This is a genomic window from Streptococcus suis, assembly GCF_016743335.1.
Taxonomy (GTDB): Bacteria; Bacillota; Bacilli; order Lactobacillales; family Streptococcaceae; genus Streptococcus; species Streptococcus suis_Y.
In genome coordinates this window covers 1-15,387 of sequence record NZ_WCJE01000048.1, presented here as the reverse complement: position 1 = coordinate 15,387, position 15,387 = coordinate 1, and the positions used below count along the sequence as shown (strand labels likewise).

The 15,387-nt window shown below is 41.8% G+C and carries 9 protein-coding genes; 1 reads left to right on the top strand and 8 read right to left on the bottom strand.

Going from position 1 to position 15,387, the window contains the following annotated elements; all coding sequences use genetic code 11:
* The 8 genes from F9856_RS10605 to F9856_RS10570 form a co-directional block, all read right to left on the bottom strand.
* A partial coding sequence (locus F9856_RS10605; RefSeq protein WP_202106576.1) for a SpaA isopeptide-forming pilin-related protein occupies positions 1 to 5,292 on the bottom strand: 5,292 nt, incomplete at its 3' end.
* 795 nt (positions 5,293 to 6,087) lie between these two features.
* Entirely contained in the window at positions 6,088 to 7,089 is a 1,002-nt protein-coding gene (gene lacD / locus F9856_RS10600; protein ID WP_002940627.1) for a tagatose-bisphosphate aldolase, read from the bottom strand.
* A gap of 23 nt (positions 7,090 to 7,112) precedes the next feature.
* The gene (nagA, locus tag F9856_RS10595; RefSeq protein ID WP_202106575.1) at positions 7,113 to 8,258 is read right to left on the bottom strand and encodes an N-acetylglucosamine-6-phosphate deacetylase; all 1,146 of its coding nucleotides are present in this window, start codon (positions 8,256 to 8,258) and stop codon (positions 7,113 to 7,115) included.
* A 365-nt stretch (positions 8,259 to 8,623) separates the two neighbouring features.
* Positions 8,624 to 8,962, bottom strand: coding sequence for a YlbF/YmcA family competence regulator (locus F9856_RS10590; protein WP_002938966.1), 339 nt, complete (start codon positions 8,960 to 8,962; stop codon positions 8,624 to 8,626).
* Positions 8,963 to 8,971: 9 nt separating this feature from the next.
* Positions 8,972 to 10,075 (bottom strand): prephenate dehydrogenase, encoded by a 1,104-nt coding sequence (locus F9856_RS10585; protein ID WP_202106574.1) that lies wholly within the window; start codon positions 10,073 to 10,075, stop codon positions 8,972 to 8,974.
* 7 nt (positions 10,076 to 10,082) lie between these two features.
* Complete coding sequence (gene aroC, locus F9856_RS10580; RefSeq protein ID WP_002940623.1) at positions 10,083 to 11,249, bottom strand: chorismate synthase; 1,167 nt, start codon at positions 11,247 to 11,249, stop codon at positions 10,083 to 10,085.
* A gap of 2 nt (positions 11,250 to 11,251) precedes the next feature.
* Positions 11,252 to 11,926: a type I 3-dehydroquinate dehydratase gene (aroD, locus tag F9856_RS10575; RefSeq protein ID WP_029180447.1), complete on the bottom strand. Its 675-nt coding sequence runs from the start codon at positions 11,924 to 11,926 to the stop codon at positions 11,252 to 11,254.
* Positions 11,923 to 13,086, bottom strand: a complete 1,164-nt coding sequence (locus tag F9856_RS10570) for a class I SAM-dependent rRNA methyltransferase (protein WP_044673451.1) — start codon at positions 13,084 to 13,086, stop codon at positions 11,923 to 11,925. The genes aroD and F9856_RS10570 overlap by 4 nt, the downstream gene beginning before the upstream one ends.
* Positions 13,087 to 13,201: 115 nt before the next feature.
* Between F9856_RS10570 and F9856_RS10565 the strand changes: the two genes are divergently transcribed.
* Positions 13,202 to 15,376, top strand: a complete 2,175-nt coding sequence (locus F9856_RS10565) for an LTA synthase family protein (protein ID WP_202106573.1) — start codon at positions 13,202 to 13,204, stop codon at positions 15,374 to 15,376.
* Positions 15,377 to 15,387: the final 11 nt, after the last annotated feature.

Sequence of the window (15,387 nt, the reverse complement as noted above, 5' to 3'; positions counted from 1 at the left end):
ACCTGTGATAAGACTCGGCAAGTCTTCCAATCCCTTGATGCGTTTGGAAATACGCAAGGTTTTTAAGCGGTCGTTTTTGACCGTGAGCTCAAGCGTATTGCCACTTGATGCACCAATTTCTAGAAGGCTCCTATCTCCTGACAAGATTTGTAATTGACCCGCCTGCGTGATTTCAATTCGAACTGGATCTACTTGAATATAACCTGACGGCGGCGTCACTTCTTTGAGGACGTAAGTGCCCGGTCGCAGATTTTGGAAGGTGAGGCTATTTTCTGCCTGTGTGGTATTACCTTGGCTAATCACAGCTGTTTCATTGGCATCATAAAGTTCAAAACGGGCATCCAGTCCTGTATTTGGATTCGCAAGGTCTCGTTTCAATAGCTTCAAGTTGAAGGTATTCCGCATGTTTTTGACAACCATTTTCAGGGTATTGTCCGTTGCGGCGGTACTGTCATCAACCGTTACCTTGTCTGTTTGACTAAGTACTCTAAAGCGTGTGACGGCCTTATTTAGCTGGTCATTATGTGGTTGACTGGCTTCGTAAAGTTCCAAGAGGACTGGGGCAGCTAGCCCTGTATAACCTGTCGGAGCTTGCGTTTCGACCAGAGCGTACCGTCCAAGAACGTTGACATCCATTGGTGTCGTCAGACTACCGTTTTGGAGGGTAAAGGTCTGGACTGGAATGCTGTTTTGGAGAGCACTGCCAACAGTGGCTTCCGTCGTTGCATCGTCTACCTTATAAAGTTTAAAGGTGACGTTTTGTGAAATGACTTGCCCATTTGTATCCTGCTTTTCAATCCGTAATTTCGGATTTTGGATATTTCCGATAGCAACTGCACCATCTACCAGAGGAGTGATTGGATTTCGGGTTGTGATGGTCATTTCCTTGATGGCTAGCCAGACACCGTTCTTGACTTGACGGTTACGAACACGGATATAGCGTGCCATCACTTCGGTATCTTTCAGTACTTCTCCAAGAGAACCACCAGTCGATGCATTGTAGGTGCCTAGGCTTTGGTAGTTTTGACCATCTACAGAATATTCTAGCTCTAGGCTATCCATTCTATCTCTCTCGCTACCGTTTCCTCCTGCTGGTCCCTGTAGGTAGCGAATGCGGGAAACATTTTTTATCGCTCCTAAGTCAACCCCCCACCACTGACCTTCTTCTAGTTGGCTATTCCCTAGGTTATACAAAGCCACTGTATTTTCATTTCCGTCAATAGCCTTGTCTTCGCTGTTTGCTCCCCAGAGGGTATCATTGTCGAAGTGGTTAGACTTGATGACTTTTAGTCCTGTCGCCTGTGTGGTAGTTCCTTGTCCAGATTGATACACATCTGCTCTGCCTTTGTCCACAATGACGGTATAAGGTGCTGGTGTTTTGACATATCCTGTCGGTGGTTCGGTCTCTTCTAAACGATACACACCTTCTGATAAATTGTTAAAAACAAATCTTGTATTAGCATTCTGCCTTAAAGTGATTGGATTAAAGCTCGTGTCGTTTAGCTTGGTCAACTTGAACGTAACAGGCGAAGTAATCAGATCGTTCAGACTTTCTAGTCCCTTGATTTTCTTAGTGATGACAAGATTGGCTAGGTCAGCTCTGTTTTTCACCTTGAGGGTGAGATTATCTGATTCTAGACTGGCATTGTTTCCACCTGAAACCAGTTGCCAGACATAGTTGGAGCCGCTTTGGACTAACTTCACTTCGATACCAGTTGTCAGGATACGATAGCCTGCTGGGGCGGTCTCTTCAACAATGCCGTAGTTGACATTGGTCATAATGTTTGGAATGACAACCGCTTCTGACTCACCGTACAGCGTAGCGGTTCCATCCGCTTTTGAGGTTTGAATGGTCGCCACTGGTACGGCTCCAGTATTTGGTTGGATAGTGTTGTTATTTCTCGTATAATCGCCTGATTTATAGACTTTAAAGGTGGCTTTGTCCGATGTGATGAGACGACCATCTTCGTCTGTCTTTTTAATCTTGAGGCGGACAACCTCATTGACAACTGAGTAAAGGAGGTTGTTTGCATCTACAATTGATAATGGATCAGTTGTTGTAGATATTGGAGTCCCACTTTCATCTGTGATACTGACTTGCCCAACAGCCGTTACAGTCAAGAGATAAACCTTAGGTGTTCGTGTATAACCTACCCTTGCTGAGGTTTCTTCTAGTCGATAGGTATGTCCAACGAGCAAGGACGGGAAGATGGAATAGCCGTACTCGTCCACTTCGTGATTGAAGGCAAGTCCGGTTATGGTATCGGTAATCTTGAAGCTAAAGGTTTCTGTTAGTTTGGGACGGATACGGGTCGAGGTGATGGGGAGTGCTGCAATCGTATAGTAGCCATTTGCTTGGCGGGTTACAGGTGCATTGACCCAAGCTTTCTGACCAGAATCGTATTTCCATGCTATCAGACTAGTATTCGTGTTTTGGATACGTAGTAGGTTCCCAAATCGGTCTACGACATCAAGAATACCATTGTTCTGACTGGCTAGTGGGTAGACCTTGCCGCCACTATCTGTCACGACTGTCCCCTCTACCTTGATGGTGACATCGTAATCTTTGAGGAGTGGTCGTGATGGTCTGAAGACCTTGCCATCTGGGCTGATATAAATATCTTCCTCGCCAGCCTTTTTACTATAGACAATACCAGTATCATCTGTGTAGGTAATGGCACTACCATTTTTCTTCTGGGTAAAGACTTTATGGAGGTTATCTTCAAAGAGAAGGTTGCCTTGATTGTCTGTCTTCTGGCTTAAACTCTGTCCGCGATTATCTACATATTTTTTAGTTGCGCTATTGTAGGTATAGGTATTTCCATGATCATCCTGATACTGAATAACGTCACCAACTTTTTGGTAGTTGGGATAGACCACTGTTTTATTTGGGTCGGTTTTCTGAATCTTGAAATTCCCCAAAAGGTCTTTGGGTTCCTTAGGCACTACCCAACCTGCCCCAAACCCTTCAGTTGGTACATAATAATCTATAAACTGGCGAGTTACAATAATCGTCTGTCTGGAGTGCATGCCCATGTGATAAGCCAATCGGTTGAGGTCCGCCGCTTCAGGTGACGGTGTTTTCTTTCTTGCCTTAACAATCGCAAAATAAGTATTATTCTGCTCACTACCCCCGAAATCTGCCTTCCATTCAGTCGCATTATATTTCGTAAATCGCTTACCAGTTGAAACCTGCTCTCCTACTTCAGGATTGTAGGGATCTACGGTAGCCATTGGCGGTACTATAGAAGTCGCTTGTTTACTCGCATATTGACCATTATAACCCTGAAAAAGTTTAACATCTACAATCTCTAACTCTGAGCCTGCTGGTCTTAGATAAGTCTCCCATGCTCCTGGTCCTGATGCGTTTCTATTACCATTGTATACAAAATAATAGTAGAGATAGTTTCTATCCTCATAGACCGGAAAGATTGTTTCACGACCATGTGAAGTAGTCCGGTTATGACCTGTTCCATAGTCAAACTCCCTTTCAAAAATCTGTGTTCGCTGATTAATATAAACACCACTTAAGTTTGGATCACCATTAGCATCTTGGAAATCTACAGGAGTAGTATTCATATATTGGGAGGTATAAGTAATACTCCTACCTAAAAACCACGAATTACCATTAGTGGGAGTAGCCCCCGCTTGCTCTGTCATAAGCATGTAGTTTGGATAAAATCCTTCGTAGAAATCATACTTCCGAATTTGTTCATCCAAATCATATACGTCCCATTCTAACTTTGTATCCGTACCTCCATTATTCGGTCGAATATGTCTTGTGCTACGATGACGACCATTCCCATCAGTAAAAGCAGTCAAGTTCGTTTTATCAATTAACTTACCGATAATGGCATCCCCTTCGATAGGACCTTTGTCATTCGCATACTTCTGCACAACGAAGGTCAGCTCGCCTGCCTTGGTATAGTAGACATTGAGAATTGGAATCCCTGTTGGTTCTGTCGCACTTTGTCGTGTCACAACTGTAAAGAAGAGGTTCCCGATATGTGTATCAGGATAGCGGTCCTCTACACTGTCTAGTCTATCGTAGGGAACTGTCTCATTATCATCATACATAGGAGCACGGTTCAGCAAAATCTGGTTCCCAAACTTCAAAGTGAAGTAGTCCCCTTCCTTGGCTTCTGCCGGTAGTTTCCACCTGATATCCATACCAGCACCATAAGTAGAATAACCATCTTGGAATTGATAGTAAGCAAAGGTATCTATGTTTGCATAGGTGATACCGTAGGTCTCTACACCTGGGGCAAGAGTCGTATTTACTGCAGCTCGCTCCGATACAGATCGTGAACGTCGTGTTGCACGAGCCAAACTTTCTTTTGGTTGGTTGATAATACGAACTGTTTTGGAGGGCTCTGATTCTGTTAGTTCTACTGTTTCTATCTGTTCAACTACATTGTAGTCTGATGCGGATGATATTTGCCTAATGTTGTAAGTGCCTAGAGCAATATTTTCAAAGGTTACATTTCCGTTTAAGTCCGTCTTTCCGTTCATCGTTTGCTCTGGATGGTCTACCGAAGAGATTTCAAACTCACTTTCGGTCAAGGGCACCTGAGGGTCAGGGTTATTCTCTTCATATGCTCTCAGCTGAATGGTAATACTGCCCGGACCTCGTGGAATCTCGGTTGATGCATCTAGCTCTGTCGTTTCTTGGTTTGCAAATACCGATTGATTTTCTTTGAGAATGGTCAGGTAACGCTCGTTGGTCACCGCGACCATTTCCCCAGTCTGAACCTCAGCAACCTTTTTGAAGACAAAAACATGTTCCTCAAATCGCTTGCTACTGTCATTTGGGTCTGTATTTACAGCGATAGAACGGTCGGCATTGGGTCTGATTCTCAACGAATAGTAGCCTTCGCCATAAACCGGTAATTGTTCGAGACCGACTGCGAGTGCGTCGCTACCTGCTGAAGCAACCTTTCTATCATTTTCATTATAAGCCTCATCACGGTAAAAACCTTCAGGAAGTATGTCCTGACCTTGGTCATTTTGACCCAAAGCCAGACCGCTTTGCAGAATCAAGGTCAATCCTTGCTCGTTGATTTCTCCTTCTTCAGCTTTGAGTTTGACAACCAGCTGCTCGGTGTTTGTTTGTTCCTTATCAATGGTAAGTGATAGCTTGGAAGCATCCTCTTTATAATCCTCTATGTAAGTGTCTCGTATCCGTACTCCTTCTGTAGTTGTTTCTGATAAGGCAAGGACTGGCGTTGCCACAGAATCTACTATTAACAAGGCGAGTAAACACTTACTCACTACTTTTTTCCACGATTTCATTTCTTTTTCCTCTCCTATGCTTAGCCAATTGCTGAATCCATTGTGGCTATACAACTACAATGGTGAACAGTCTAACGTTTCACACTTCTATTGATTTTTATATCCTAAATGACAAACAAATAGTATCAAGCTTTACAAGACCCTGCTCGACTACTTTGTCTCTTTTTTTTAAAACTGATTTCATCCAAGATGCAGTGATAAACTTTCTTTGTGTCTAGATAAGGATAGCGCTTTCATTTTTTCTCTCAAAAAAAGTTTCTCTTTACTTCTATGGGGGCCTGTTTCCGACAATTGCGACTTCCTTGCTCACATGGGAACAAGGCGCAGAAACCATTTTTACATCGTGACGCTTTTAAAAAACTCTCTTCCATTGTACCACCCCCCCCCCGAAAAATCAAGTAATCATGCTCAATTCCCACAACCGACGCGAAAACGCTAAATTCTCAAACCTGTAGTATTTTAGTTTACTTTTAGTACTAGGCAACGAGTCGCAGGCATAACTGATACTCTTCGAAAATCCAAAGCAGACGTTGTTATCTTGATTGGGTGAGTGAGGCCGGTCAAAAAGCCCAGCTCCACTTCTTAGAGTTCGTGCCAATATCTCAGCGTCTACTACTAGTGGTTTGAATTAGGAAAAGGACAACTTTGAGTTATAGTGTCAATAACCTAATCCTAAAATAACTTTAAAGTTTTCAAATTGATAAACTTAGATATGTCCTGCTTCATTTCACTATAAATGACTATATTTGATGTAACAAAAAAGTCTGAACCTAAGCCCAGACCTTACTAAAACAATTATTTTACTTCAACTTTTTCAGTCCAAGGACGCGCTGTAGTTGCTAGAACCTCGTTTAGTTCTTCTACGTTGCGGCGGCCTTGATCTGCCAACCAAGCTTTGGCTGCTTCTTCACCCTCGCTTGCAAAGATGGCTACTGCATCCTTCCAAGTCGCCCGACCACAAAGAACACCATTAAAGCTTGAACCAGCTTCTTTGGCAAAGACAAGGGTTTCTTGGAAAAGTTTAGCAGATACGCCAGCGCTCAAATAAATGAATGGCAAGTGAGTGCTGTCTGTTTGTTCCTTGAAGAAGGCCTTAGCTTCCTCAACTGTATAAACTGGCTCTTCATCTGTGTAGCCTTCTACAAAATTCATATTGACAGGCACTTCAACCTTGAGCACGTCGGCATTATAACGTGACTTACTAAATTCACGCATGGCACCATTGACTTTGTGTGGTTTGAGGGCTGCGTATTCACGAGAAGTCACATCCATATCGCTGGCATCGTAAGTCAAGATTTCGACGAAGTAAGGAATATCTTCTGCGATACACTCACTACCAATGCGTTCTACCCAAGCATGCTTAATGTCGTTGATTTCTGGCTTGTCATCTACATCATAGTAAAGCAAGATTTTTACGGCATCCGCCCCCAATTCTTTGATACGTTTGGCTGACCAATTTGGCAAAAGGTCTGGCAAACGACCTGGTGTGGACGCATCGTAACCTGTTTTTTCATAAGCTGCAATAAAACCGCAATCTGCATGGCGCAATTCTGAAGCTGGAACACCGTATTCCGCATCCAAGAGAATGGAGCTTGCATAAGGAGTCAAATCGCTTGAGATGACTTTCTTGAAGTCAATCAAAATGTCATCTCCAAATTCGCCACCACCTGCTGCAGCAGCAAGCAGGCGTTTCAATGCACCACGTTGGTCAATCGCCAAGGCCGCAATCACCTGATCGCTGTTTGACAAGCGGGTCATGTGATTGAATTTAGCTTGAGAAAGTTGTAATTTTGTCATTAGTTTCCTCCTAAGGAATTTTATTAACCAAATCGTTTCACGCCATCTAGATAGGTCGCTTGTAAGCGTCCTGCATCATCTACGACGATAAAGTCTGCAGCTCGGCCTTCTGCAATCCGACCACAAATATGGTCAATATTGACAGAGCGAGCTGGTGCCAGAGAAGCCATACGAAGGGCATCAGGTAGGGACACCAAGCCCCATTTCACAACATTCTGCACTGCTTCAATCAATTCTAAGACAGAACCTGCCAAACTACCACTTTCTTTTAAACGAGCAGTTCCATCTTTTACAACAACTTCAAATTCACCGAGGCGGGACTCCCCTTCACCCATACCGCCAGCTCGCATACAGTCCGTAATCAAAACAGTTTCCTCTGCTCCACGTGCTTTGACCACGATTTCTGCCGCAGCTGGATGAACATGGTGTCCATCACAAATCATTTCCGCATAGACATTTTTTAAATTCAAAGCAGCTCCGACCATACCTGGTTCACGGTGATGAAGCCCACTCATCCCATTGTAAACATGGACGAAGATATTGGCACCAGCTTCTACTGCCGCTTCCGCTTGCGCATAGGTCGCATCGCTGTGAGCCAAGGCAGTATGAATTGCCTTGCTGTTAGCAAACTCGATGAATTCTTTGACACCTTCACGTTCTGGGGCAATAGCAATTTTATTGACTAAACCTTTAGATAAGCTGTGCCAGTTGTCCAACTTTTCAATGGATGGATCGCTCATGTACTTAGGATTTTGTGCTCCCTTGTATTTTTCTGTAAAGAAAGGACCTTCTAAGAAAATACCTTGAATCTTGGCGCCTGTTTCCTGCCCTGCATAGGTCCCAATCGTTTCACAAACTGCATCTAAATTTTCAGTCGTATCTGTTAAGGTCGTTGGAAGCCAAGAGGTCACCCCACAAGACAAGAGACCTTCTGAAATTACCTTAATCCCTTCAAAATCATTGTCCATAACATCATGAGAAGCGTAGCCGTGGATATGTGTATCAACTAGCCCTGGTGCTAAATGAAAGTCAGAATAATCAACAATCTCCCCTTCAGGCTTTTCAGTCACAATCCGTCCAAACTGACCCTTGTCAGTAATTTCCAAATAGGCTGATTCGACCTCACTCTCTGGTAAAATAATAGATTTTGCTTTTATAAATACTGCCATATTATCTCCTTTATTGATATATACACTTGCTAAACTGGTTATAACCATATACCAAATATATTGTAGAACTTCTATTAGAAAATGTCAAGTAATTACCATAACTTTATAAGAAATGGATGCTGGAGAAGGTAGAAAAAAGAGTTCTTACTCCCCAAAGTACCGTTTCTGAATCTGTACTTGGAGATAAGAACTCTACGTAAGCAGTGTATACTAGGCGTCAATCCATGACCTATCGTCATTTAGTTTTTCTTTTATTACTTCGTTAACTCGCCTTGCCTAACTCTAGTTATGCCTGCGGCTCGTTGCCTAGTACTAAAAGTAAACTAAAAGACTATAACACCCTGCTCCTATCAAATATAAATATATTACAACAATTCGTTGAGAGGCTTGAAGATGATACGTTCCAAATCAGCTACATAAGTTCCCAACTGTTGTTGCTTGCTGAAATATTCCGTCAAAAGTGGATTTCCCTGAACTTTCTTGTTGAAATCCAACATTTTCTTTTGGTCAGCTTCAGTAGGAATTTCACCAGCCTGCAATTTAGATTGGATTTCTTTTTGGAAAGAAATATAACTTTCCAATATTTCTTTGGCTTCTGAATTCCCCTCAACTGAGACCTTAACGGCTTCCACCGCTTTATATTCAGGCAGGTTACGGATTGCACGTTCCAATTCATTTGCGATATCATAGATATTTGTTGACATAATTTTCTCCTAATCTAAATGGATTTTGTAAGTCGTCTGCTCTCTTAAACGTTTCGCAGCGTCTTCCAAATTTCCTTTGTTTTTAAACGTGATTTGTAAAATACCGTGTATATCTTCACGGTTCTCTTCATTGATACGAATATTGACAATGGAAATACCCCGTAAGACTTCCAAAACCTTCAAAATCGTATCTTCTTCATCAGGAACACTAAGGAATAAATCGTAGAAAGAATCAACACCTGCACGCTTGTGAATTTCCATGGCTTTACGAGTTTGACGTCCCTTATCAAAAAAGTCCCAAATTGCTTTTTGATCGCCAGATCTGAGCACATCTGAAATTTCTGAGAGACGTGCTTGAAATTCCTCGATTCGATTTAGAATAGAATCTGCATTGGTTAGCAAAATGCTAGTCCACATGCTCGGCTCACTTTCCGCAATCCGTGTCATATCTCTAAATCCTCCAGCTGCAAAATTATTCGTAAAGGGATGATCTTGGGCATACTCACCAGCTTGATGCATCAAACTAGAAGCCAATACGTGTGGAAAATGTGAAATTTGACTGGTCACACGGTCATGTTCTGCCGCATCAATCTGAACAAAACGTGCCCCCGTTCCAGATAACAAGTCTGTCAATCGGGGAACCGCATCCTGATTGGTAGCCTGACATGGTGTCATAATGTAGTAAGCATTCTCAAATAGATGGAGATCTGCTGCACTGGCACCAGATTTATGACTACCTGCCATAGGGTGTCCACCGATAAAATTAATTTTTCTTGGCGCCAAATGTTCCTCAGCAACAGCCACAATTGCAGACTTCGTTGAACCTGCATCTGTAATCAAGACCGTATCCTTCAATTCAAGGGCACTAAATTCTTCAATCAAACGCAAAGAAACTTGAATTGGAACACAAAGAAGAATCACATCAGCCTGCTTTGCTACACCCTCCAATTCCGTTGATACCTCATCAACCATCCCCTTGCCCAAGGCAATTTGGCATGATTGTTCGTTAGGATCAAAGCCAATGAGGTGATAGTCAGGATGGTCTTTGCGAATACAGAGTGCAAGTGAACTTCCAATCAACCCTAAACCTACAATTAAAATCGTTTTTTTCATTAATTACCTAGAAATTTTTGACATAGTCGCGATGACTGGCTACTGCAGCTTTCAATTCCTCCATATTATCGGAAGAGAACTTCTCTAGGATTTCTGTCGCTAGAGTTGTAGCTACGACTGATTCCATGACTACACCAGCTGCTGGGAGAGCCGTTGGATCTGAACGTTCCACAGTAGCTTTATAAGGCTCATGAGTATCAATGTCAACCGACATCAATGGCTTATAGAGGGTCGGAATTGGTTTCATGACACCACGAATAATCAGAGCCTCGCCATTGGTCATACCACCTTCGAAACCACCTAGATTATTGGTTCGGCGTGTATACCCTTTTTCTTGGGACCAGAGAATTTCGTCCATGACTTGACTCCCTTTGAGATAGCCAGCTTGGAAGCCTACTCCAAATTCTACTCCCTTAAAAGCATTGATTGAAACAACAGCCTGCGCTAATTTTGCATCTAACTTTTTATCCCACTGCACATATGACCCCAAGCCAGCTGGAACTCCTCCGACAACAGTCTCAATCACTCCGCCAATAGTATCTCCATCTCGCTTGATTTGATCAATATAGGCTTTGATTTCTTCTTCACGCTCTTGGTTGACAATGGATACTTCTGACTGGGCTGCACGCTCTTTGATTTCTGCTACGCTTAAACCATCTGGGACATCAATTTCCTTCCCTCCGAAAACGACCACATGGTTAGCAATTTCAATATCCAACTCAGCCAAAATCCGTTTGGCAACCGCACCAACAGCCACACGCATAGTTGTCTCACGCGCACTAGAACGCTCCAAGGAATTACGCAAATCATCAAAGCGATATTTCATACCACCAACTAGGTCAGCATGTCCTGGTCGTGGATGTTTGATACGACGCTTACTTTTGAGTTTCTCTTCGATATCCTCAACTGCCATAATATCCAACCATTTTTGATGGTCTTTGTTGGTCACATTCAATGTAATCGGGGCACCGGTCGTCTTACCGTGACGAACACCAGCCGTAATCTCTACGCGATCTGTTTCAATCTGCATCCGACTACCACGACCGTATCCCCCCTGGCGACGTTTTAAATCTTCATTAATATCCTCAGCTGTTAAAGGAAGACCAGCTGGAACTCCCTCAATAATGGCTGTTAGACGTGGTCCATGAGACTCACCAGCTGTTAAATAACGCATACTTAATTCTCCAAAATTTCCAAAAACTTACGAGTATTGCCTAAAGACATCTGTCCAGGTGCAGATGTTTCATCTAAGCTGGCAAAAGTCCAGCAGGATCCTGTAATCACACCAGCAATACGCGTTAACTTCCCTAGTTCACCCATAGCGATTGTCGCAAATGTCTGCTCGGTGTTCAGCGATTTAAAACCACGAGTATAATTCATAACATCTAGGACATCCTGCTCTGTCTTAGCCATTACAGCCATTTTAACAACAGCTGGTGACAGGCTAGTCAGTTCAGACATGATTTCCATATAATTAGACGGTGTTTCCTCAAAATTATGATAACTCAACACAAGATTAGGAAACTCCAACATCTGCTCAAAAACCGGCTTATAAGAATAATATTCAAAATCAATATAATCTGGCTGATAAAGCGCTGCAACTTCTTTGATTAAATTGACATATTCTTGATCGTCCAAATCCAAGTGGCCACCTTCACGTGTTGTTCGAATGGTGAAAACCACTTCCTTACCATTACATTTTTCAAATATAGCAGGTGCTACTCTTAAAATATCATCTTTCGGAAGGTAGTCTGCTCGCCATTCAACAATATCTGCCTCTGCTAGACGTTCTACATCAATGGCCTCTACCTCTTCCAGATTTCTAGGCATAATAGGAACTACTATTTTCATTTATCTACCTGTATCGTAAAGACCTTTAGGTAATTACTACTTTCATCATTTTTATTGATTACAAAATCAGCTGGCAAGCGGTAACTTGCCTCATAACGGTGTTTTCTAACACCAAAACCTTTTTCAATCTGCCTCTTAAATTTTTCAACAGAAACATTTGCGGCGTTGGTCGAAGCGATAATAGTTCCACCTGTATTTAGTATTTCCAAAGATTGAGAAATCAACTTGTGATAATCTTTGGCTACTGAAAAGGTTTGTTTCTTATTTCGTGCAAAGCTTGGCGGATCCAAGACAATCACATCATAAGTCAAGCCTTTACGTTTGGCATATTTGAAATATTCAAATACATCCATTACCACAAAGTGATGATTATCTAAGTCTAAACTATTAACCTTAAAGTGAGCTTTAGAAAGTTCTCGCGAGCGTTTGGCTAAGTCAACAGAAGTCGTTTCCCCTGCTCCGCCCATGGCTGCAGCAATAGAAAATGCTGCCGTGTACGAAAACATGTTCAAAAGTGACTTGCCTGCCGCCAGGCCATCCACCAAGGAACCACGTACCTCATGCTGATCCAAAAAGATTCCCGTCATCAGTCCATCATTCATAAAGACCTGATAGTGAACGCCATTTTCCAACACAGTGAAATACTCAGGTGCTTCTTCTCCATAAAGATGAGCAGACTCAAAGGCCAAACCTTTAAAACGAATCTTCTCATAAGCTCCTCTTACTTCTGGAAATACCTGTTGAAAGGCAGCAACAATCATCTCTTTGACAGAATAAATAAAGGTATTATACCATGAAAAAACTGCGTATTCATCATACAAGTCAACCGTCATTCCACCAAAACTATCTCCATCTTGATTAAATAAACGAAAAGCATTCGTCATCTCAGATTGATAAAAATGTTGACGTTTCTGTTTAGCATCCACGAATAATTTAACAAAAAAATCCATGGTCAAGTCTTGATTGCTTCTACTAAACAGCCAGCCTATCCCCTTATTCTGTTTGGACAAATAAGCTTGGCCCAAATAGCTTCCAGATTCTGAATACAAAACAGCCAGCCTGTCTTCGTCAAACGAAAAACCTGAAAAATCAGCGCTATCCAAGAGTTGAATCCCTCTGTTTATTTTCTGTTCTGCAATACGGTTTACCTTTATTTTCATAGAATTATTATAACATGTTTCTTCATATATGCCAAAAAAACTCTAAACTTTGAGGCTTATTTTAAAATTATGGTATAATGAACTAAGCTTTTAGAAAGGACCATGAGGCTTTATTGTGAAAAAACTAATTGACTACGTCAAGAAGATCGGACAAACTCGACTTGGCTTCGTCTTGATTTTACTAATCATTTACTGGCTCAAAACACTCTGGGCCTACTATGTTGATTTTAATTTAGATACCCAAGGATTTTTCCAAAATTTTATCGCTATTATGAATCCTCTACCAGTAGGAATTTTATTGCTTGGTCTCTCGCTTTATATAAAGAATACGAAGGCATTCTATAGTGTAGCGATGACCATTTATATTGTTCTTTTCGCCTGGCTCTTTTCAAATGCAGTCTATTATAGAGAATTTTCCGATTATATCTCCATTTCTACCATGATGGCTACCTCTAGCGTATCTGCTGGACTAGGAGAAGCAGCTCTTAAGTTATTTAGGCTATGGGATATTGTCTATTTTCTTGATTTTATAGCTTTTGGGTTCTTAGTCTACCGTAAGGCATTTCACTGGGACAAAACTCCATTTCATAAAAAATCTAGCTTTGCCATCACAGCCTTTTCAGTATTATTATTCTCTATCAATCTCTTTTTAGCAGAAATTGATAGACCTGAGCTACTTACGAGAGGATTTTCTAATACTTATATCGTCAGAGCCCTTGGGTTACCAGCTTTCCTTGGCTACAATGCTAATCAAACCTACAATGCCCATAAGGATCGCTCTGGGGCCACCGCCTCAGACCTGGAGCCTGTAAAACAATATATTACAGAACATTATGCTCAGCCGAATGACAACTACTTCGGTATTGCCAAAGGACGAAATGTTATCTATCTCCACCTAGAAAGCTTACAACAATTTGTTATTGACTATAAGTTGAACGTCAACGGTATCGAATACGAAGTCACACCTTTCCTCAATTCTCTGTATCATTCTAGCTCTACTCTCGCCTTTTCTAATTTCTTCAACCAAGTGAAGGCAGGTAAAACCTCTGATGCCGAAACTATGATTGAAACCTCACTTTTTGGACTCAATCAAGGCTCTTTCATGGTCCAATATGGTGGAAGCAATACCCAGCAAGCTGCACCATATATTCTCTCTCAAAATGGTGGCTATACATCTGCTGTATTCCACGGAAATGCAGCCAGTTTCTGGAATAGGAACAACACCTATAAACAATGGGGTTACAATTACTTCTTTGATCAATCCTATTTCTCTAAAGCCACTGCTGAAAATTCATTCCAATACGGTCTGAATGATAAAATCATGTTCGCCGACTCTATCCAATATCTGGAACATTTACAGCAACCCTTCTATACCAAATTTATCACAGTTTCCAACCACTACCCCTATACAACCAGCTTGATTGGGGATGAGATTGGCTTTCCATTAGCCAATACAGATGATGAAACCATTAATGGCTATTTTGCTACTGCAAACTATCTCGATGCGTCCATAAAGGCATTTTTTGATTACTTAAAAGCAACTGGCTTGTACGAAAACTCCGTCATCGTTCTCTATGGTGATCACTATGGAATTTCTAATTCACGCAATCCTGACTTGGCACCGTTGATTGGAAAAGATTCTCAGACTTGGTCAGATTTTGACAATGCCATGATGCAACGTGTTCCATATATGATTGTTGTACCTGGAATGACCAACGGTGGGATTTTTGATACCTACGGTGGTGAGATTGATGCACTTCCTACTCTCGAACATCTTTTAGGAATCAAATCCGATAACTATCTTCAAGTTGGTCAAGACCTACTTTCCAGCCAACACAGCCAAATTGTGGCTCTTCGAACCGCTGGCAGTTTCATCACACCAAAATACACTAGCTACGAAGGTAAAATCTACTATACAGAAACTGGTCTTGAAATTACAAATCCAGATGAGACAACTCAGAAAGAAATTGATGCAATTAAAGAAGCTACCGCAGCACAACTAGCGACTAGCGATGCCATTCAAACTGGTGATCTTATCCGATTCTTCGACAATGGATTGCCAGCCTTGGATTCAAGTCAATATAACTACATTGACTCATTGGCTGCCGAGATTGCTCTGGAGAATAAACTTGGTACACAATCGACAAGTTTGTATAGTAAAAACGGCAATAAGTCAACAATTGAACTATTTAAAGCACCAAGCTACCTAGAACTTCACGGTAGTACAACTGCTACTAGCACACCAAATACTGGTACTAGCTCAACAAGTACCAGTTCAAATTCGCAGTAATACACTAAAAG